The following is a 19,788-nucleotide window of genomic DNA, read 5'->3' as shown; positions in this document are numbered from 1 at the left end:
TTGACCGCCTCAGGCAGACCCTTAGACTGTCCCGGATGGCCCGGCCAGGGACGGGAAGCGCGCTCCAGCGCACTCCGGGGCCGGCCACGATCAGAGGGGAATACGGGATGAAGGCTTTGACTCGCAGCGCGAGCCCGCGGCGTGTGCTGTTCGTGATCGGCACCATGGTGCTCATGGCCACCTCGGCCTGCGCCAGCTCCCCCGCGACGAGCAACAACCCCATGCCCGAGGCCACGGTCGCCCCGGCATCGGCCCAGGCCCGTGTGCCGCTGGGCACGGTGGAGGGCCTGCGCCAGCTGATCGACAACCACCAGCTCACCGAGATGCGCACGACCTACAACAGCACCTATGGCGCGAGCCTGCTGTTCCGGCCGGAGACGCTGGGCTATTACGTGGTGCTGTTCCACGGCAAAGAGTTCTGGCGCGTCATGCAGACGGACTCCTTCGACGAGGCCGAAGGCCTCTACCGCACCTTCGTCACGCAGACGCAGACGCTGGGCCAGGTGGAGATCGATACCGCCCGCCTGGATGCCGGCAACAAGTACGCCGAGCACATGATCGCGGTGAACGAAGCCAAGCTGCGCAGCCTGCAGCAGGACGCGAACAACCAGCAGCAGCAGGCGCGCCAGGTGGCCGAGGCACAGGAGCAGGCACGCCAGCAGGCCGTGTCGCTCAGCAGTGATCTGCACAACACCAACGCGCAGCTCGACGCGGTGAAGCAGCAGGTGCGCGCGCTGGAAGCGATGCAGGCGAACCCGGCCCTGGTGCTGCCCACACCCGCACCGGCCGCCACCACGGCCGCGCCGACCGCGCAGCCGTCGCAGCAGCAGCCGCCTGCCTCCTCGCCCTGATTCATAAACACCCGGGCACCGAACCTGATCGCCGCGATCCGCAAGGATCGCGGCGATGTCATTTCTGGGCCGGGTTCACCGCATAGGTCGCACGCAAGGCGCATTCGTAGTCGTGCATCGGCATCAGCCCCATGCTTGCGCGGCGTTCGTCCAGATGCGCGGGATCTTCCACCGGCGACACATGCATCTCGCCCGGCTTCGCCGCATCACCCGCGAACTGCGAACCATAAAGCTGCGGCCTGCCCCGACTGAGCCGCACGCGGTCCACCAGCATGGCGTAGTCGGACGGGCGGATGGAGCCGTCGTGCACGCGCGGCTCCATCGCATCGAGCACCAGGGACTGAAAGGCGGGATCCTGGTCCGCGTGCTGCACGAGCAGCCACGCATCGGTGACGCCCTGCATGCCCACCTGCGCGGGCGTGGGAAACCCGGCATGGACGAACACGCCCTTGAACCACGCGGTGTTCGCCGCATCCACCTGCCGGGTGGCCTCGGCCTCCCGGCTGTCCACGCGAAGCCCGGCAGCGACCCAGGCATCTCTCGCCTGCTGGTCGCGGTCCACCCGTCGATGCAGCTCGGCACGCAACGCCGGCTCGGAGAAAGCGTGGTGGTCCCCACTCCCGGGGGCCTGCGGTGGCGCCCGGTGCGCCTTGATCCACGCAGCGGCGGCAGAGCAGGAACCGGCCACCTTCGTCAGGGCACCGTCGTCCGCGTCAGCCTGTCCCCGCCCGGAAAAGACCACCGCCAACAGCACCACCGTCACGATCCGTCGATACATACCCGCTCTCCCTGCGTGTCATCCCGAGGGGATCCTAACGGGGTGGCATCCCGTCAGCCAAAAGCAAGCCATCCAGTACTTTTGTCACGGTCGTCACGCGGCCGTCATACGCATACTCGGGGCTTGCACCGATCTGTCCCTGGGGAGTTCCATGCGTCGCCTTCTGACCCTGCTGATGGCCGGCAGCCTTGCGCTGTCGCCGTTTTCCACCACCTTGGCCAAGGATGCGCCGACCGACAAAAAAGCCGCCAGCAAGGAGGAAGACGGCCAGGCCCCCAGCACCGAGACGGCGGTGCGCAGCAAGCACAGCGTGACGATCAACGGTCGCTCGGTGGCCTACACCGCCACGGCCGGCACGGTGATCATCCGCGACGACAAGGGCGAGCCGCAGGCCAGCGTGTTCTACGTCGCCTACACGGTGGACAACGGCAAGCCGGAAAAGCGCCCGGTGACCTTTCTCTACAACGGCGGGCCGGGTTCCTCCTCCATGTGGCTGCACATGGGTTCGTTCGGCCCGGTGCGCATTGCCACCGATAGTCCGGCCGCCACCGCGCCCGCGCCGTACAAGCTGGTGCCCAACAGCGACAGCCTGCTGGACAAGACCGACCTGGTGTTCATCGACGCCATCGGCACGGGTTACTCGCGTCCGCTCGGCAAGGCCGAGGGCAAGGATTTCTGGGGTGTGGACCAGGATGTATCGGCCTTCACGCGCGCCATCCAGCGCTACGTGACCCTCAACAACCGCTGGAACTCGCCGAAGTTCCTCTATGGCGAGAGCTACGGCACCACGCGTTCGGGCGCACTGGTGGACGCGCTGCAGGACAAGGGCATGTCGTTCAACGGCGTGATCATCATGTCGTCCATCCTCAACTACGGCATGCGCATGCCGGGCTACGACGAGATGTTCATCGGCTACGTGCCCAGCTACGCCGCCGCCGCGTGGTATCACAACAAGCTCGCCAACAAGCCGGCCGACCTGACGGCCTACCTCGACCAGGTACGCGCGTTCGCACGCGGCCCCTACGCCACCGCGCTGGCCAAGGGACAGGACGTGCCACCGGCGGAAGCCGATGCGGTGGCGCGCCAGCTCGCTGCCTACACCGGACTCACGGTCGACTACGTCAAGGAAACGAACCTGCGCGTGGATCCCTCGCGCTTCCGCAAGGAGCTGCTGCGCAACGAACGCCGCACCATCGGCCGCTACGACGCGCGGTTTGAAGGCGTGGACGAGGACTCCGCGGGCGAAGTGCCCGACTACGATGCGTCGGATACGGGCATCAGCGGCGCCTTCGTCACCGCGTTCCACGAGTACGTGAGCAACCAGCTCAACTATCACAGCGACCTGGACTACCGGCCGACCTTCGGCGACATCGGCAAGGCGTGGGACTGGAAGCACCAGGCGGCAGGCATCAAGCGCCCGCTGCAGACCGCCTACGTGGCTGGCGACCTGGCGCATGCGATGCGCACCAACCCGCACCTGCAGCTGCTGTCGGTGAACGGCTACTACGACTTCGCCACGCCGTTCTTCAACACCGAGTACGACATCTCGCACATGAACCTGGAGCCGTCGCTCCGCGGCAACGTGCATTTTCTGTACTACCCGTCGGGGCACATGATCTATCTCAACACGGAAGCGCTGCAGCAGCTCAAGGGCGATCTGGCGCGCTATTACGACGCCACGACGCGTTCGTGACGCTGGAGTCTCTCGCCACCTCGCAACATCGTCATTCCCGCGAAGGCGGGAATCCAGTGACTTCCTCGCACCTTTGCAAAGGCACTGGATCCCCGCCTTCGCGGGGATGACGGTGAGGAAGACATACTCACGAAGTCCGTGAACCGGCTCCAAGGACACACCCACATGCGCCAACTCCCCTTTGCCACGCTCGCTCTCGCCACCCTTCTCGCCCTGGGCAGCTTGCCGCTGCACGCCGCCGACTCGCCCAAGGACGCGCCCAAGTCCGAACAAGGCGACAAGGACAAAGACAAGAAGACCGACGAGAACGAACAGCCCGCACCGCCCGAGCATGCTTCGGTGACCAAGCACAGCGTGCGCGTGGGCAACCGCACTATCAGCTACACCGCCACCGCAGGCCGCCTGACCATCCGCGACGACAAGGGCAAGCCGACGGTGAGCTTCTTCTACGTCGCCTACACGGCGGACGGCGGCAAGAACAGCAAGCGTCCGGTAACGTTCTTCTACAACGGCGGCCCTGGCTCCTCGTCGATGTGGCTGCACATGGGCTCGTTCGGCCCGGTGCGCGTGGCCAACGACGGCGACAAGCCGATTCCGCCCGCGCCTTACCACTGGGTGCCGAACGAGCAGAGCCTGCTGGACAAGAGCGACCTGGTCTTCATCGATGCGCCGGGCACGGGTTATTCGCGTCTGGTCGGCAAGACCGAGGGCAAGGACGTGTGGGGCGTGGACCAGGATGCCGAGGCGTTCAACAAGTTCGTGACCCGCTACATCAGCGTGAACAACCGCTGGAACTCGCCGAAGTTCCTGTTCGGCGAAAGCTACGGCACCACGCGCTCGGCCGTGCTGGTGAAGTCGTTGCAGGAGAGCGGCATGGAATTGAACGGCGTCATCCTGATGTCGTCGATTCTCGATTTCTCCGTCGCGGCGCCGGGCATCGACCATGGCTATGTGGTGAACCTGCCGACCGAAGCGGCCATTGCCTGGTATCACAACAAGGTGTCGAACAAGCCGGCGGACATCAAAAGCTTCCTCGACGAGGTGCGCCGCTTTGCTTCGGGCGACTACACGCTGGCACTGGCCAAGGGCGACGCCATCGATCCGGCGGAGGCCGACCGCGTGGCCAACCAGATGAGCCGCTATCTCGGTATCTCCCCGCAGTACATCAAGGAGGCGAACCTGCGTGTGAGCCCCAGCCGCTTCCGCAAGGAGCTGCTGCGCAACGAGCGGCTGACGGTGGGACGTCTGGACGGCCGTTTCCAGGGTATCGACCCCGACGCCGCCGGCGAGACGCCCGACGGCGATACCGCCAGCGACGCCATCACGGGCGCCTATGTGGCGGCGTTCAACCAGTATGCCGCGACGGAACTGAAGTTCACCGACGACCGCGCCTACCTGCCCAACAACTACGCCGCCATCGGCAAGAACTGGGACTGGAAGCGCAAGAAGAGCGGCGGCTGGTTGCAGGCGACCTATGTCGGCGACGACCTTGGCGACGCCATGCGGCGCAATCCGCATCTCAAAGTGTTCTCGGCAAACGGGTACTATGACCTCGCCACGCCGTTCTATGCGACCGAATTCGACCTCACCCACCTTGGGCTCGAACCGGCCGAACGCAAGAACATCTCCTACGGTTTCTACCCCTCTGGTCACATGATTTACCTCGACCAGGCGTCGCTGCAGGAGACCAAGGCGGACCTCTCCCGTTTCTACGACGATGCAGCACCGTGAGCCAACGCCAGCCCCCGCATTCCCCCGATGTCACTGAAGAACCACCCGTAGACCCTGCGCGCCGCCGCCTGCTTGGCGGCATCGCGCTGGGCGGTGCCGCGCTTGCGTTGGGTGGTGCCGAAACCATCGCCGCTGCCAAGCCCGGTGCGTCGCCCGCCGCGCCGACGGCCATCGACGATGCCTTGCGCAAGCAGGTACAGAAGGTGGTGGTGATCTACCTGGAGAACCGCAGCTTCAACAATCTGTTCGCCAATTTCCCCGGCGTTGAAAAGCCGCTCAGCGAACTGAAGCCCGAGGACTACCTGCAGCGCGACCGCGATGGTTCGGTGCTGCAGACCCTGCCGCCGATCTGGCACGGTCTGGCGCCGCACAAGCAGACGGTGCAACACCGCACCTACCAGGTGATGGAGGAACACCTCACCGGCCTGCCGAACGCGCCGTGGGCGCTGCGCACGGGCGATGGCGACCCGCTACCGCATGGCGTGGTGACGCGCGACCTGGTGCATGCCTTCTACGAGAACCAGCGCCAGATCAACGGCGGCAGGAACGATGGCTTCGTCGCCTGGGGCGACACCGGCGCGATGGTGATGGGCCACTACGAGGACAGCGCCTCGAACCTGCGCTTGTGGCAGCTCGCGCGCCAGTACACGCTGTGCGACAACTGGTTCATGGGTGCGTTTGGCGGCTCGTTCCTCAACCACCAGTATCTGGTGGCCGCGCACCCCCCGTTCTATCCGGACGCGGACAAGAGCCCCGCGCAGTTCAACATCGCCGTGACCGAAAGCGGCAAGGCCGACGACCCGCGCCTCAAGCTCGCCGCGGATTCGCCGGACAGCGCCATGTCCGGCAAGCCCAAGTTCGCCTCGCGCAGCCAGCTCACGCCGGATTTCTGGGCGGTGAACACGATGATGCCGCCGTACCAGCCGACCAGCACGCAGTCCGGCAGGAACCCGGCACTGGCTTCGGAAGACAGCCCCAATACGCTGCCGCCGCAGGTGCACAAGACCATCGGCGACGCACTGTCGGAAAAGAACGTGGACTGGGCGTGGTACGCCGGCGCGTGGCAGCTTGCGCTGGATGGCAAAGGCGACGGCGACGAGCACCAGTTTCCGCAGCGGCCCAATTTCCAGATCCATCACCAGCCGCTGAACTACTTCAAGAGCTTCGCGCCCGGCACCGAGGCGCGCGCGAAACACCTGCGCGACGCCGGCACCGGCGAGACAGCGAAGACCAACCATTTCCTCGCGGACATCAAGGCCAACCGCCTGCCTTCCGTGAGCTTCTACAAGCCGCAGGGCGACCTCAACATGCACGCCGGCTACTCGGACGTGGATGCGGGCGATCGCCATGTGATGACCATCGTGAACGCCCTGCAGAAGTCGCCGGCGTGGAAGCACACGCTGGTGATCATCACCGTCGACGAGAACGGCGGCTGGTGGGATCACGTGGCGCCGCCCAAGGGCGACCGCTGGGGACCGGGTTCGCGCATTCCCGCGCTCATCGTGTCGCCGCTGGCCAGGAAAGGCTACGTGGACCACACCATCTACGACACGGGGTCCATCGCACGCTTCCTCACGCGCCGTTTCGGGCTGGACAAACTGCCCGGCCTGACCATGCGCGAGGAGGCCATGATCGCCGCGGGCGGGCCGCCCCCGGGCGACCTTACCAACGCGCTGGAGCTGGGCGCGTAAGCCAACACCCACCTGTGGGAGCGCACCCTGTGCGCGACGGCCGTTACCTTGATGAAGGCCCGTCGCGCACAGGGTGCGCTCCCAGAGGGATCGTGAGTGCGGACGCCAGCGTTGGTATGGGCCGAACGAACCTCTCACATCTCAGGTGACATACTCCGCGCGCCTTTCAGGAAGAGAGTTCAATCATGCGCAACACCCTGCTGATCGCCGCCGCCCTTGCCGCCTTCGCCGTTACCGCCAGCCATGCGCAGACGGGCCTTGGCCCCATCGCCAACCAGGCCAAGAACGCCATGAAGAACTTCGACATCGCCGACAAGAACAAGGACGGCCTGTTGACGAAGGAAGAGGCGGAGAAAGGCCCCGTGCCGTTCATCCGCGCCCATTTCGATGCGATCGACAAGAACCATCGCGGTGTGGTGTCCAAGCAGGATGTGGTCGAGTACATCCAGTCGCTGGAGCACGGCGGCCCGGTAGCACCGGCACCGGCGGCTTCGACGCACTGATTGCAGGCCTGCTCGGGAGAGGAGCGCGGCTCCTCCCTCAAGATATCTAACCCTCACCGTCTTCCCGACGCAGGCCGGGATCCAGTTGCCGCTGTTTACGGTGATCGCCCTACGGTGGCCAACCAGACAGGTTGTCGTATCGCGAGAATCGGGGACCGACGAAACTGGATCCCGGCCTGCGCCGGGATGACGAGCTTGGCCTGAGGCTTTGCCCGCGTTGCTCGCCTGCCCGCCTGCCCGCCCTACCCAGGGTGACCATCCACACCCGCGTCCACCCGCCCGCCAGTGGCATACTCGGCGCTCCTGCTTTTGGAGTACCCCCGATGCGCCCGTTCCACCTCCTCGCCTTCGGCGCGCTCGCGCTGCCGCTGAGTGCCCTCGCCGCCGACCCGCATTCCTACGCCCAGCCCGACCAGGTCCGTGTGACCCATCTGGACCTGGACCTGAAGGTCGACTTCCCGCACAAGCAGCTCGATGGCCAGGCCACGCTGAAGCTGGACTGGAAGGATGCGAAGGCGCAGTCGCTGGTGCTGGATACGCGCGACCTGAAGATCGCCAGCGTCGAAGGCATCGACGCCGCGGGCAAGGCGAGCGCGCTGAAGTACGCACTGGCGCCGCGCGACAAGGAACTGGGCAGCAAGCTCACCATCGCCACGCCGCAGCATCCGGCCCAGGTGCGCATCGTCTACACCACGGTGCCGACCGCGTCGGGCCTGCAGTGGCTGACGCCGGAGCAGACGGCGGACAAGAAGCTGCCCTTCATGTTCTCGCAGTCCGAATCCATCCACGCGCGCTCGTGGGTGCCGCTGCAGGATTCGCCGGCTGTCCGCTTCACCTATGACGCCCACGTCAGCGCACCGAAGGACGTGCGCGTGGTGATGAGCGCACTGAACGACGCCAACCATCCGCTGGATGGCGACTTCACGTTCAGCCAGCCGCATCCGATTTCCTCCTACCTGCTGGCCATCGCGGCAGGCGATATCGCGGCGAAGGAAACCGGCCCGCGTTCGGCCGTCTATGCGGAGCCCAGCGTGGTCGGCAAGGCCGCGAAGGAATTCGAGGACACCGAGAAGCTGATCAAGGCCGCCGAGGCACTGTACGGCCCGTACGCCTGGGGTCGCTACGACCTGCTGGTGCTGCCGCCGTCGTTCCCGTTCGGCGGCATGGAAAACCCGAACATGACCTTCGCCACGCCGACCCTGCTGGTGGGCGACAAGAGCTTGGTGTCGGTGATTTCGCATGAGCTGGCCCACTCGTGGTCGGGCAACCTGGTGACCAGCGCCGCGTGGCGCGACATCTGGCTCAATGAGGGTTTCACCACCTACGTGCAGGGCCGCATCACCGAAGCCGTCTACGGCAAGGCGCTGGCCGACGAAGAAGCGCTGATCTCGGCGCGCGGCCTGCAGAAGAACCTGAAGGACATGCCGGAGAACGCACAGCGCCTCGCGCCGAAGCCCGGCATCGGCGCCGACGATTCCATTTCCGAAGTGCCTTACGACAAGGGCAGCTGGTTCCTGCGCACGCTGGAGCAGCGCTTTGGTCGCGAGACGTTCGATGCGTATCTGAAGGGTTACTTCGCGCACTTCGCGTTCCAGAGCATCACCACGGAACAGATGCTGGATTACCTGAAGGCCAATCTGTTCGACAAGAACCCCGGCAAGATGAGCTGGGATGAAGTGAAGCAGTGGGTGTACGAGCCGGGCGTGCCGAAGGATGCGCCGCTGCCGGATTCGCCGCGCTTCAACGCCATCGACAAGGCACGCGCCTCGTTCCTCGCCGGCTCGCTCGCCGCCGACAAGCTCGACGCGAAGAGCTGGAACACGCAGGAGTGGATGTACTTCCTCGACGGCCTGCCGGACGTGACGCCGCTGGACAAGATCAAGCAGATCGACGCCGCCTGGCACCTCACCGGCACGCCGAACGCGGAGATCGGCATGCGCTGGTACAGCCACGCCATCGCTGCCGGCGACAAGGACGTGTGGCCGGCAGCCGCCGAGCACATGACACGCATCGGCCGCCTGTACCTGACCATGCCGCTGTACCGCGCCTTCGTGAAGACGCCGGATGGCCTCGCCTACGCCGAGCAGGTCTACGCCAAGGCGAAGAACGGCTACCACCCGCTGACGCAGGACGCGGTGGAATCGCTGTTCGCCAAGGCGAAGAAGGGCGACAAGAAGTAAGCCGGACGCGCGCCTCCTTGCAAAAGGAGGCGCGCGCCGCCATCGATAGCTGCGCTCCCCATCACCGGTTTCCCCATGGCCACCAAGAAAACGACGCCTGTCACGCCCGCCCCGACGCGCCCGCTATGGCAGCGGCTCGCCCTGCGCCGGCTCAAGTTCCTCGGCTTCGTCGCCCTCGTGCTCGCCGTGGTGCTGGGCGGCTCGTACCTGTTTGCGCCGCAATGGCTGATGAGCGCCGAGATCAAGCGCGAGGCCATGTCCGCGCACGTGGACAAGCATTCCGTGCAGGTGGGCGACACCACATGGGTCTACTACGAGGGTGGCGAAGGCCCCACGCTGCTGATGCTGCACGGCTTTGCCGCCAGCAAGGAAGTGTGGATGAAGCAGATGGAACAGCTGTCACCGCATTTCCACGTGATCGCGCCGGACCTGCCGGGCTGGGGCGAGTCCACCCGTGTCGATGGCGCCAGCTACAACATCGATGCGCAGGTCTCGCGCCTGCAGGGCTTCATGGAAGCGCTGCACCTTCCGAAGCTGGTGCTGATCGGCCACTCGATGGGCGGCGCCATCGCCGGCACCTACGCCGCCGAGCACCCGGAGCACGTCGCCGAACTCGTGCTGATCGATTCGTTCGGCCTGAAGGCCAATGAAAACGACTTCTCGCGCCTGGCCAAGTCCGGCACCAACCCATTCGTGTTCGACAACCGCGAGCAGTTCGCCAAGGCCACCGCGTGGGCCTTCGCCAAGCCGCTGGACCTTCCCGGCCGCTTCCAGGACGTACTGATCGCACGCAACCAGAAAGACCGCGCTTTCATCGATCACACCTTCAACGAACTACGCGAGCCCTCGCAGTACCTGTCGCTGCAGAACCGCCTCGACCAGCTGCAGATGCCAGTGCTCGGCCTGTGGTGCCATGACGACAAGATCATCGACATCTCCGCACTCGACAGCCTGCGCAACGGCCTGAAGAATGCCAGCGCGATCAGCACCAGCATGCTGACCGGCTGCAACCACATGCCGAATGTGGAGAAGCCCGAGGAAACGGCGCGCATCATCACGGGGTTTGCGCTGTCGCACTGACCGTGTCGCCGGATGGCTTCGCCGCCACCCGGCGCTTCCGCTACAGCAGCCCGGGAATCAAAGCCTTCGTGCGCTGCATGTATTGCACGTAGGTGGCGCCGAAGCTCTCGCGCATCCAACGCTCCTCCAGCCGCAGCTTGAACCAGAACGACGTGGCCACGATCAGCACGGCTATCGCGCTACGCCATTCTCCGATCGCCGTGCCCGTTCCCACGAACGCCAGCAGCATGCCGGTGTAGATGGGATGGCGCACCCAGCGATAGGGACCGCTCTGAATCAATTCGTGGCCTTGCTTCACCTGAACCACTGAGCTCCAGTTGCGTCCGAGCACATGGCGCGCCCAACACGCAAAGACGACGCCCAGCAAGGTGAGCAAGGCGCCCAGCAGAGCGATGGCGACGCTTTCCGGATACATGCGCGAGCCGAGCCAGGTGCCATGAAGCCACTCGCGGGGGCTGATCAACAGCACGGCCACGGCCAGCGGCAGCCAATATTTGAGCAGTCGCGGCAGGATGGGCTCGCTGCGACTGGCGTCCTTGACGCGACGCCACCCCCACAACCAGTACAGGAGAAACAGCATCCACGATGCTTCAATGACCTGCGCGATCGGCAACTCCATGGCTCGTCTCCACGTGATCGTCCGGAGCACAGAATCCTGCCGCCAGGACGATGTCACAAGTGGCAGTTGTCATCCGACCGGGCTGGTGCGCCCCGCCGGTGGACGTCCGTTGTCGCCATGCACCTTGCCGCGCAGCCATGCTCACGCAGGCAAGAGTGATGCGCCGAAGGCCAAGGCCCTCAGTCCGCCACGTCGGCAATCAAACGATCGAGTTCGGTCTTCAGCCACGCCCCGTTGAGCCGCAGCCAGTCGCGCTGCTCACGCCACTCTGGGAACAGGCCTTCCACCTGCTGCCAGAAACGCGGCGCGTGGCTGCGCACCTTGAGGTGGCAGAGTTCGTGCGCGAGCACGTAGCGCAGCGCATTGGGCGGCGCGAGCGCGAGGGCGAGATCGAGGTTGATGCGGTCGCGCGTGTCCAGGCTGCCCCACAGGCTTTTCATGGGGCGCACGCGCAACGCGGTGGGTGCGAGGCCTAGCTGCGGCACGTAGCCCGCGAGCCAACGTGCCACGTCGCGGCGGATCTGCGATTCGAGGTATGAGGCGAGCAATCCGCGTGCGACGGGCAACGCCCGCGTGTGCGGCCGGGGTATCACCAGCGTGAGCGTGCCCTCGCCCGCTTCGACTTTCGGATACGGGCCATCGGCCCAATCGAGCTGCACGGTTTCGCCACGCAGCGGGAATTCCGTGGGCGTACCGAAGCGCAGCGGCGGCACGGGTTTGACGATGAGGTGCAACTCGTCGAGCTTGCGCTCCAGCCAGTCGGCGTGATGGCGCAGGAACGCGCTCACCTGCGCGGGATGCGTGCCGTGCGGATACGACACACGCGCGCCCTTGGGCGTCACGGTGAGGCGCAAGCGGCGTGCGCGCGGATGCGCGGCCTTGAGCACACGGATAGTGCTGCCGCTTGCGGTGGCCAGTTCAAGCCAATCGCCTTCGAGGTGCTGCGTCATGTTCCGCCCTACTACGACTACGAGTGGCGTCCAGGCCGACTAGTGTCCCAAAGGAAATGTGGGGGGAGCATGCAGGCTTCGCAAGACGGCCCTGTGACCGCCCGGACCATACGGTCAGGGCGGCCCAGGCTGAACGGCTCAGGCCTCGGCGGGACGCGGCAGGCCGAACCACTCCTCCAGCTTGCCGAGCAGGCGCTCCAGCTCCAGCGTGAGCAGGGCGAAGGTGGCGTCGGCCTCGGCGGCGGCGTCCGGGTGGCTGTCGCCCAGTTCGTCGACCACCACGTCGAGGAACTTGAGCTTGCGGACGATCAGGTCCTCGCCCAGCACGAAGCTCATGCGCTCATCGAAGGTGAGACCGAGCTGGAACACCTGTTTGCCGTTGCGCAGGTGTTCCTTCACTTCCTCGCCGTCCAGGTCCTGGCGGCGGCACTTGGCGATGGCGCCGGTGGCCGAGGCGGGGTCGCGCAGCTCCACCTCGTCGCCGAAGGCCAGCCCGGCCGGCAGGTTGCCGTTGGCCAGCCAGTCGGTCATGAGCACGCGCGGGCCCTCTTCCGGCGCCAGCGGCACGGCCGGGAAGCTGCCCAGCGCCTCGCGCATCTGGGTGAGCGTGTTCTCAGCGGACTTGCGACTGGAGGTGTCCAGCACCAGCCAGCCGTTCTTCTTGTCCACGTAGGCACGCTGGCGCGAGCTGCGGATGAAGGCACGCGGCACCAGCTCGTTGAGCACGTCCTCCTTCAGGCGCTTGCGCTCGCGACCGCCGACCTTGCGGCCTTCTTCTTCGGCGATCTTCTGCACACGGCGGTGAAGTTCGTCGTTCACCACGGCGCCGGGAAGGAGTTTGTCCTCGCTGCCCACGGTAACCATGGTGCAGGCGTGCACGACGTGGGTGAGCGCGGCTTCCTCGCCCCGGCCCACCGGCGGCACGAAACCCTTGGTGCCCATTTCCATGGGGCCGCAGGGGCGCAGGCGGTACTCGCCCAGCACCTCATCGAGGCGGTTCAGGTCGTCGGCAACGGCGGGGGAAAAGCGGAACAGCGTGAGATTGCGGAAGAACATTCGGTATCCGTGCTTTTGCCGTCATTCCGGCGGAGGCCGGAATCCAGTTGCCGTGCATCTCGAAGATGCCGTTTCGCATCTTCAAACACCGAGGCGCTGGATCCCGGCCTGCGCCGGGATGACGAGCTGTAGGGTTGAGGCTAGATCAGCGGCTGACCGCAGCCACGGCATTCACCACCGTATCCAGGTTGGCGCGGTTGAGCGCGGCGACGCAGATGCGGCCGGTGCCGATGGCGTAGATGGCGTATTCCTCGCGCAGGCGGTCCACCTGGGCCTTGCTGAGGCCCGAGTAGGAGAACATACCGGCCTGCTGCTGGATGAAGCCGAACTGCGGGGAGCCCGCGGCGGCCAGCTTCTCCACCATGCCGGCGCGCATCGCGTGGATGCGCTCGCGCATCTCGCCCAGCTCCTGCTCCCACATGGCCTTCAGCTCGCGGCTGTTGAGCACGCCGGAGACGAGGGCGCCGCCGTGGGTGGCCGGGCTGGAGTAGTTGGAGCGGATGGTGCGCTTGACCAGCGACTGCACGCGCAGCGCTTCGTCGCGGTCCTTGCCCACCACCGACAGCGCGCCCACGCGCTCGCCGTACAGCGAGAACGACTTGGAGTACGAGTTGGCGACCACGAAGGCGTCGATGCCGGAGGCAGCAAACAGGCGCACGGCGGTGGCGTCGGCGTCGATGCCTTCGTCGAAGCCCTGGTAGGCCATGTCGACGAACGGCATCAGGCCGCGCTCCTTCACCAGGTCCACCACCTGCTGCCACTGTTCGGCGTTGAGGTCCACGCCGGTCGGGTTGTGGCAGCACGCGTGCAGCAGCACCACGGTGCCCGGCTCCAGCTTGCCGAGGTCTGCCAGCATGCCGGCGAAATCCAGGCCATGCGTGGCGGCGTCGTAGTAGGCGTAGTCGACCACGTCGAAGCCGGCGGCGCTGAACACCACGCGGTGGTTTTCCCAGCTCGGGTTGCTGATGGCGACCTTGGCCTTGGGCAACACCTTCTTCAGCAGGTCGGCGCCGATGCGCAGCGCGCCACTGCCGCCGATGGTCTGCGAGGTGGCCACGCGGCCGGCGGCCAGCAGCGGCGAGTCTTCACCGAACACCAGCTTCTGCGTGGCGATGTTGTAGGTCGGCATGCCATCGATGGGCAGGTAGCCGCGCGGCTTGGCTTCCAGCGCCAGCGACTTTTCCACTTCGTGCACGGCGCGCATCAGCGGGATGCGGCCCTTCTCGTCGTAATAGATACCCACGCCCAGGTTGACCTTGCCCGGACGGCTGTCGGCCAGGTAGGCCTCGGTGAGTCCCAGGATCGGATCGCCCGGGGTCATTTCAACGGATGCAAAGAGGGACACGGCGTTACTCAATTCAGTGGTTGAAGATTCACGACTCGTCGGGCGTGCCGGCAAGCCACTGGTGCGCATCGGCGCGGGGAGTGCATTCGCGTGCGCCTAGCGACGCGAAGTCGAACAGGTTGCGATCGGCGAGCTGAGAGGGTGACACGCTGCCCAACGCGCGGAAAATATTCTCGGCGCGGCCGGGCTGGGTCTGTTCCCAGTCCTCCATCATGCGCTTAACTGCCTTGCGTTGCAGGTTTTCCTGCGAACCGCAGAGGTTGCAGGGGATGATCGGGAACGCGCGCTCCTCCGCGTAGGCGGCGATATCGCTTTCCTTGCAGTAGGCCAACGGCCGGATCACCACGTGGCGGCCATCGTCCGAGCGCAGCTTGGGCGGCATGGCCTTGAGCTGGGCCTGGTAGAACAGGTTCAGGAAGAACGTGCCCAGGATGTCGTCGCGATGGTGGCCCAGCGCAATCTTGGTGACGCCGTTGGCCGCCGCCCAGTGGTACAGCGCGCCGCGCCGCAGGCGCGAGCACAGGCTGCACATGGTCTTCCCTTCCGGGATGACGCGGGTGACGGTGCTGTAGGTGTCCTGCTCGATGATGTGAAACGGCACGCCCAGCGCGGTCAGGTATTCCGGCAGCACATGCTCGGGAAAGCCCGGCTGCTTCTGGTCCAGGTTCACCGCGACGATCTCAAAGCGCACCGGCGCCCTGGCCTGCAGCGACAACAGGATGTCCAGCAGCGTGTAGGAATCCTTGCCGCCGGACAGGCACACCATGACCTTGTCGCCTGCCTCGACCATGTTGAAGTCAGCAATGGCCTGGCCCACCTGGTGACGCAGGCGCTTGGCCAGCTTGGCGGCCTCGTAGTGCTGCTTGCGGGTGGCTTCGGGCTGGGCGGACATGGATCGTTCGGGGCGGGACGGCCCCCTATTGTACCGACCTGACCGGCCGGGGTCCGGCGGAGGTACACTGGCGGGGTTTCCCCAGCCAAACCGCCGTCATGCAGGTCCAGGACCAAGCCGAGATCGCCCATCTGCTGGCCGAATTGCGCGTCGAGCACCGCGACCTCGACGTGGCCATCGAACACCTGGCGGCGTCGTTCAGCCGCGACGAGCTGCAGCTCACCCGCATGAAGAAGCGCAAACTGCTGCTGAAAGATCATATTGCGCGACTGGAAAGCAAGCTGATCCCCGACCTGGACGCCTGAACGTCCGCCCCTCCCCGGAGCACCGATGTCCGCGCTGACGCCTGTCCTGCTGGAAGACGCCTACGTCGCCCTCGAACCCCTCACGCCCGACCACGCCCCGGCCCTCGAAGCGGCGGCGGCGGACGGCGAGCTGTGGAATCTGTGGTTCACCAGCGCGCCCGCACCGGGCGAGGCGGCGGCGTACATCGCCAAGGCGCTGGATGGCCAGAAGGCCGGTTTGATGCTGCCCTTCGCGGTGCGCGAAAAGAGCAGCGGCGACATCGTCGGCACCACGCGCTTCTACGATGCCGTGAACGACCCGCGTCGCGTGGCCATTGGCTACACCTGGTACGCCAAGCGCTGGCAGAAGAGCCACCTCAACACCGCGTGCAAGCGCCTGCTGCTGCAGCATGCCTTCGAACAACTGGGCTGCGTCGCGGTGGAGTTTCACACCGACCACCGCAACCTCGATTCACAGCGCGCCATCGAGCGCCTCGGCGCCGTGCGCGAAGGCATGCTGCGCAACCACAAGCGACGCCCTGACGGCACACTTCGCCACACCGTGTGCTTCAGTGTGATCGACAACGAATGGCCGGACGTCGCGCGCTGGCTGGCGATGCGGCTGGAACGCCTGGCCGGCTGACCCCGAGCCGGACGAAGCCCTTGTGGGAGCGCACCCTGTGCGCGGCAGCAACGCCTCGCCGTCACCGCTCCATCGGCTTGTCGCCCACCAGTGGGCTCCTACAGAAAATCCGCATCATCGAAGCGCCAAGCTCTCTTGTAGGAGCGCACTTGTGCGCGACCGGTGCGCCTCGAAGTCACCGCTTCGTTGCCTGTCGCCCACAGGGTGGGCTCCCACAGAAAAGCCCGCATCATCGCGGTGCCACGCTCCCTTGTGGGAGCGCACCCTGTGCGCGACTGCGGCGCCTCGCCGTCACCGCTCCGTCGGCCTGTCGCCCACCAGTGGGCTCCTACAGAAAATCCCCATCATCGAAGCGCCAAGCTCTCTTGTAGGAGCGCACTTGTGCGCGACCGCGGCGCCTCGAAGTCACCGCTCTGTTGGCTTGTCGCCCACAGGGTGGGCTCCCACAGAAAAGCCCGCATCATCGCGGTGCCACGCTCCCTTGTGGGAGCGCACCCTGTGCGCGACTGCGACGCCTCGGCGTCACCGCTCCGTCGGCCTGTCGCCCACCAGTGGGCTCCTGCAGAAAATCCGCATCATCGAAACGCCAAGCTCTCTTGTAGGAGCGCACTTGTGCGCGACCGGTGCGCCTCGAAGTCACCGCTCTGTTGGCCTGTCGCCCACAGGGTGGGCTCCCACAGAAAAGCCTGCATCATCGCGGTGCCACGCTCCCTTGTGGGAGCGCACCCTGTGCGCGACTGCGGCGCCTCGGCGTCACCGCTCCGTCGGCCTGTCGCCCACAGGGTGGGCTCCCACAGAAAAGCCTGCATCATCGCGGTGCCACGCTCTCGTGTGGGAGCGCACCCTGTGCGCGACTGCGGCGCCTCTCCGTCACCGCTCCGTTAGCTTGTCGCCCACCAGTGGGCTCCTACAAAAAAGCTCTGCGGTCGCTTTGTGATCAGAGCAACCGACCAATAAGCCGGTCCAACCGCACGCGCCGCAGGCGCTTCAACAACTTACGCACTTCCGGCGGATAGCTGCGCGCACCCGGCAGGTCGCGATAGTGCTCAAGCCGGGTGGCGTGGCTGCGTAGCGCCTGCCATTCCGCCTCGTGCTGTGCCATCAGCTGGCGCGACTGGTCACGCAGCAGCAGGCCGTTTTCCAGATCCAGTGCCCAGGCGCGTGGATTGAGGTTGTTGCCGGTGAGCACGGCAATCTCCTCGTCCACGAACAGGCCCTTGAGGTGGTAGGTGTTGTCGCCGTCGCGCCACAGCCACAGGTTGAGCTGGCCGTTGTCGATGGCGCGCTGGTGGATGCGCGCGAAGCGGCGCAGGTTGGCCTCGTACAGGTACGGCAGCAGGCCGATGCGGTTGAACGGCTGTTCCGGCGGAATGTAGAAATCGTTGGCGGTCTTGTCGCCGACCATGATGTCCAGCTGGCAACCGCGACGCAGCAACTGGCCGACCACCGCGCGCACCGGGCGCGGCATGTTGAAATACGGTGTCAGCAGGATCACGCGGCGCTGCGCGCCACGCAGTAGATCCAGCAGGGCTTCGTTGAGCGCATTGTCGTCGCGGCCCAGGCCCGCCAGCGGGATCACCATCACATCGCCATGGCGGGGCACTTCGCTCTCGCCGGTGTACTTCGCCTGCTGCAGGGACTGGCGCAGGCGGCGGATCGGCTCCTGCAGCTCGCGTGCGCGCGGCTGCGGCTGGCGATCCAGCCGCGGCACGGCGTCGCTGTCGCGAAACTGCCGGTGCACGAACGCCACCATGCTGTCCGCGAGCGGCTGGTGGCGGATGACGTGGTAGCGGTCGAGGCGGTAGCGGCCGTGCTTCGCCAGGTACACATCGTTGAGGCTGGCGCCGCTGTAGAGCACCGTGTCGTCGATGATGAAGCCCTTCAGGTGCAGCACGCCGAACAGCTCGCGCGTCTGCACCGGCACGCCGCGGATCACCACGTCATCGCCCAGGCGCTCGGCATACTGACGGTACATGGCGGCATTGCCTTCGCTGCCGCCCTTGCCGATCAGGCCGCGACGCGCGCGATGCCAGTCCACGTAAACCTCGATGCAGAGCTCCGGCCGCGCCGCCTGCGCCGCGTGCAGGGCTTCAAGCACTTCGCGACCCGCATCGTCATCCTGCAGGTACAAGGCGACCAGCACGATGCGCCGTTCTGCCTGCGCGATCAGCGTCAGCAGCGTGTCGCGAAAGGCCGCCGGCCCCGCCAGCGTGGTGATCGCCGCCGCCGGCACGGCGAAATTCACGTGCGCGGACAGATCCGGCCCGCGCCGCCGGCGCAGGGAAAGCAGTCGGCGGGCAAGGCTGCGTGGCGAGGGTAGCGGTCGATTCATGGGGCGCCATGGTATCAACCCACCCTGTCGGGTAGGAGCGCACCTTGTGCGCGACCGCAACGTTTCGGCGTCTCCGCTCCGTTGGCTTGTCGCCCACAGGGTGGGCTCCCACAGGGTTCGACGCGTTACTTCGACGCCTGTTCGTCGTCCGCCGCGTGACTCGGGTTCACGTCGATACTGGCGGTCATGCCGGCCGCGAGGATCATGCCCTTCGGCACGCTGTCTTCTTCAATCTCGATGCGTACCGGCACGCGCTGCGCCAGGCGCACCCAGTTGAACGTGGGATTGACGTCCGCCAGCAGGTCGCGGCCGGTCGGGTTGTCGCGGTCGGTGATGCCGCGCGCCACGCCGACGATGCGTCCCTTCAGGCGCGCGCCGCCGGCCATCATGCGGATGTCCACCGTGTCACCGATGCGCAGGTGCGGCAGCTTGGTTTCTTCGAAATAGCCGTAGATGTAGTAGCTGTGCCGGTCGATCAGGGCCAGGCGCGGGCTGCCGGTGGCGGCGTAGTCGCCCACGCGCACATCGAGGTTGGTCACATAGCCGTCCACCGGTGCACGCACCTCGGTGCGCTCCAGATCCAGCTTGGCGCGATCGACGGCGACCTGCGCCTGCACCACGGCGGCCTCGGCCTGCTCGCGCGATGCGCTGGCCTGGTGGCCGCTGGCCTGCGCCTGCTCCCAGATGGCGCGCGCGGTCGTGGCGGCGGACTTGGCATCGGTGCGCTCTTCCTTGGGCACCACGTCGGCCAGCTCCTGGCGACGCTGCGCCTGCTCCTGGCGCATGTCGTACTCCGCTTTGCGCGCGGCGGCGCTGGCCAGCACGGCGTCGATGTTGGCGCCGGCGGCACGTGCCGCGGCCTTGGCGGAGTTGAGGTTGGCATCGGCCTGCGCCAGCGCGATCTGGTAACGCTGCGGATCGATTTCGAAGAGCACGTCGCCCTTCTTCACCTCGGCGTTGTCGATCACCGGCACGCGCGTGACCAGACCAGAGACGTCGGGCGCGATGCGTATCACTTCCGCGCGCACGCGGCCGTCGCGTGTCCACGGCGAATACATGTAGTGCCGCCACAGGAGATGGCATAGCACCAACGCGACGATCACGACGACCGCGGTGATGGCAAATCGGAGCAGGGCTTGGGGCTGAAATTTCATAGTGGC

17 protein-coding genes are annotated in these 19,788 nt (G+C 66.2%); 9 read left to right on the top strand and 8 right to left on the bottom strand.

Annotation, left to right across the window (positions count from 1 at the left end; translation table 11 throughout):
• The first annotated feature begins 107 nt into the window (after nt 1-107).
• Nucleotides 108-851 (top strand): DUF2968 domain-containing protein, encoded by a 744-nt coding sequence (locus HY57_RS04305; RefSeq protein ID WP_019464307.1) that lies wholly within the window; start codon nt 108-110, stop codon nt 849-851.
• Nucleotides 852-909: 58 nt separating this feature from the next.
• On the opposite strand, the gene HY57_RS04300 is transcribed toward HY57_RS04305, so the two are convergent.
• Nucleotides 910-1,629 carry a DUF6624 domain-containing protein gene (locus HY57_RS04300; RefSeq protein ID WP_019464308.1) on the bottom strand — a complete coding sequence of 240 codons (720 nt, stop codon included), beginning with the start codon at nt 1,627-1,629 and terminating at the stop codon, nt 910-912.
• A gap of 151 nt (nt 1,630-1,780) precedes the next feature.
• Here HY57_RS04300 and HY57_RS04295 point away from each other — a divergent pair, with 151 nt between their 5' ends.
• The 6 genes from HY57_RS04295 to HY57_RS04270 all read left to right on the top strand — a co-directional run bounded on the left by HY57_RS04295 (nt 1,781) and on the right by HY57_RS04270 (nt 10,507).
• The gene (locus tag HY57_RS04295) at nt 1,781-3,322 is read left to right on the top strand and encodes a S10 family peptidase (RefSeq protein ID WP_019464309.1); all 1,542 of its coding nucleotides are present in this window, start codon (nt 1,781-1,783) and stop codon (nt 3,320-3,322) included.
• Nucleotides 3,323-3,487: 165 nt separating this feature from the next.
• Complete coding sequence (locus HY57_RS04290) at nt 3,488-5,053, top strand: S10 family peptidase (RefSeq protein WP_019464310.1); 1,566 nt, start codon at nt 3,488-3,490, stop codon at nt 5,051-5,053.
• On the top strand, nt 5,050-6,744 hold the full coding sequence (gene acpA, locus HY57_RS04285; RefSeq protein WP_019464311.1) for an acid phosphatase: 1,695 nt from the start codon (nt 5,050-5,052) through the stop codon (nt 6,742-6,744). The genes HY57_RS04290 and acpA overlap by 4 nt, the downstream gene beginning before the upstream one ends.
• A gap of 185 nt (nt 6,745-6,929) precedes the next feature.
• Entirely contained in the window at nt 6,930-7,247 is a 318-nt protein-coding gene (locus HY57_RS04280; RefSeq protein ID WP_019464312.1) for an EF-hand domain-containing protein, read from the top strand.
• Nucleotides 7,248-7,570: 323 nt separating this feature from the next.
• Nucleotides 7,571-9,427, top strand: a complete 1,857-nt coding sequence (locus tag HY57_RS04275) for a M1 family metallopeptidase (protein WP_019463678.1) — start codon at nt 7,571-7,573, stop codon at nt 9,425-9,427.
• Nucleotides 9,428-9,502: 75 nt separating this feature from the next.
• Nucleotides 9,503-10,507, top strand: coding sequence for an alpha/beta fold hydrolase (locus HY57_RS04270; RefSeq protein ID WP_019463677.1), 1,005 nt, complete (start codon nt 9,503-9,505; stop codon nt 10,505-10,507).
• 40 nt (nt 10,508-10,547) lie between these two features.
• Here the strand turns inward: HY57_RS04270 and HY57_RS04265 are convergent, their stop codons facing one another.
• The 5 genes from HY57_RS04265 to ttcA form a co-directional block, all read right to left on the bottom strand.
• A complete protein-coding gene (locus tag HY57_RS04265) occupies nt 10,548-11,126 on the bottom strand; it encodes a methyltransferase family protein (RefSeq protein WP_019463676.1) in 579 nt (192 codons plus the stop codon).
• Between the two features lie 179 nt (nt 11,127-11,305).
• Complete coding sequence (locus tag HY57_RS04260; protein ID WP_019463675.1) at nt 11,306-12,076, bottom strand: M48 family metallopeptidase; 771 nt, start codon at nt 12,074-12,076, stop codon at nt 11,306-11,308.
• Nucleotides 12,077-12,214: 138 nt separating this feature from the next.
• Nucleotides 12,215-13,132, bottom strand: a complete 918-nt coding sequence (locus tag HY57_RS04255; RefSeq protein ID WP_019463674.1) for a recombination-associated protein RdgC — start codon at nt 13,130-13,132, stop codon at nt 12,215-12,217.
• 145 nt (nt 13,133-13,277) lie between these two features.
• Nucleotides 13,278-14,477, bottom strand: a complete 1,200-nt coding sequence (locus HY57_RS04250) for an aromatic amino acid transaminase (protein WP_026033664.1) — start codon at nt 14,475-14,477, stop codon at nt 13,278-13,280.
• A gap of 28 nt (nt 14,478-14,505) precedes the next feature.
• On the bottom strand, nt 14,506-15,369 hold the full coding sequence (gene ttcA, locus HY57_RS04245) for a tRNA 2-thiocytidine(32) synthetase TtcA (RefSeq protein WP_019463672.1): 864 nt from the start codon (nt 15,367-15,369) through the stop codon (nt 14,506-14,508).
• A gap of 98 nt (nt 15,370-15,467) precedes the next feature.
• Here ttcA and HY57_RS04240 point away from each other — a divergent pair, with 98 nt between their 5' ends.
• Both HY57_RS04240 and HY57_RS04235 read left to right on the top strand, forming a co-directional pair.
• Nucleotides 15,468-15,674 (top strand): YdcH family protein, encoded by a 207-nt coding sequence (locus tag HY57_RS04240; RefSeq protein WP_019463671.1) that lies wholly within the window; start codon nt 15,468-15,470, stop codon nt 15,672-15,674.
• A 25-nt stretch (nt 15,675-15,699) separates the two neighbouring features.
• Nucleotides 15,700-16,296 (top strand): GNAT family N-acetyltransferase, encoded by a 597-nt coding sequence (locus HY57_RS04235; protein ID WP_019463670.1) that lies wholly within the window; start codon nt 15,700-15,702, stop codon nt 16,294-16,296.
• A 937-nt stretch (nt 16,297-17,233) separates the two neighbouring features.
• Here HY57_RS04235 and pssA read toward each other — a convergent pair.
• Together pssA and HY57_RS04220 are read right to left on the bottom strand one after the other, a co-directional pair.
• Nucleotides 17,234-18,628: a CDP-diacylglycerol--serine O-phosphatidyltransferase gene (pssA, locus tag HY57_RS04225; protein WP_026033673.1), complete on the bottom strand. Its 1,395-nt coding sequence runs from the start codon at nt 18,626-18,628 to the stop codon at nt 17,234-17,236.
• 125 nt (nt 18,629-18,753) lie between these two features.
• Complete coding sequence (locus HY57_RS04220; RefSeq protein WP_019463716.1) at nt 18,754-19,782, bottom strand: biotin/lipoyl-binding protein; 1,029 nt, start codon at nt 19,780-19,782, stop codon at nt 18,754-18,756.
• Nucleotides 19,783-19,788: the final 6 nt, after the last annotated feature.

It is taken from the genome of Dyella japonica A8, assembly GCF_000725385.1.
GTDB classification, from domain to species: Bacteria; Pseudomonadota; Gammaproteobacteria; order Xanthomonadales; family Rhodanobacteraceae; genus Dyella; species Dyella japonica_C.
This window is presented reverse-complemented; position numbering and strand designations above follow the sequence as displayed.

Coding starts and splice junctions, on each gene's coding strand:
- HY57_RS04280 (WP_019464312.1), top strand. CDS start 6,930: ATGCGCAACACCCTGCTGATCGCCGCCGCCCTTGCCGCCTTCGCCGTT.
- HY57_RS04240 (WP_019463671.1), top strand. CDS start 15,468: ATGCAGGTCCAGGACCAAGCCGAGATCGCCCATCTGCTGGCCGAATTG.
- HY57_RS04260 (WP_019463675.1), bottom strand. CDS start 12,076: ATGACGCAGCACCTCGAAGGCGATTGGCTTGAACTGGCCACCGCAAGC.
- HY57_RS04275 (WP_019463678.1), top strand. CDS start 7,571: ATGCGCCCGTTCCACCTCCTCGCCTTCGGCGCGCTCGCGCTGCCGCTG.
- HY57_RS04235 (WP_019463670.1), top strand. CDS start 15,700: ATGTCCGCGCTGACGCCTGTCCTGCTGGAAGACGCCTACGTCGCCCTC.
- HY57_RS04295 (WP_019464309.1), top strand. CDS start 1,781: ATGCGTCGCCTTCTGACCCTGCTGATGGCCGGCAGCCTTGCGCTGTCG.
- HY57_RS04305 (WP_019464307.1), top strand. CDS start 108: ATGAAGGCTTTGACTCGCAGCGCGAGCCCGCGGCGTGTGCTGTTCGTG.
- ttcA (WP_019463672.1), bottom strand. CDS start 15,369: ATGTCCGCCCAGCCCGAAGCCACCCGCAAGCAGCACTACGAGGCCGCC.
- HY57_RS04270 (WP_019463677.1), top strand. CDS start 9,503: ATGGCCACCAAGAAAACGACGCCTGTCACGCCCGCCCCGACGCGCCCG.
- HY57_RS04220 (WP_019463716.1), bottom strand. CDS start 19,782: ATGAAATTTCAGCCCCAAGCCCTGCTCCGATTTGCCATCACCGCGGTC.
- HY57_RS04290 (WP_019464310.1), top strand. CDS start 3,488: ATGCGCCAACTCCCCTTTGCCACGCTCGCTCTCGCCACCCTTCTCGCC.
- pssA (WP_026033673.1), bottom strand. CDS start 18,628: ATGAATCGACCGCTACCCTCGCCACGCAGCCTTGCCCGCCGACTGCTT.
- HY57_RS04255 (WP_019463674.1), bottom strand. CDS start 13,132: ATGTTCTTCCGCAATCTCACGCTGTTCCGCTTTTCCCCCGCCGTTGCC.
- HY57_RS04300 (WP_019464308.1), bottom strand. CDS start 1,629: ATGTATCGACGGATCGTGACGGTGGTGCTGTTGGCGGTGGTCTTTTCC.
- HY57_RS04265 (WP_019463676.1), bottom strand. CDS start 11,126: ATGGAGTTGCCGATCGCGCAGGTCATTGAAGCATCGTGGATGCTGTTT.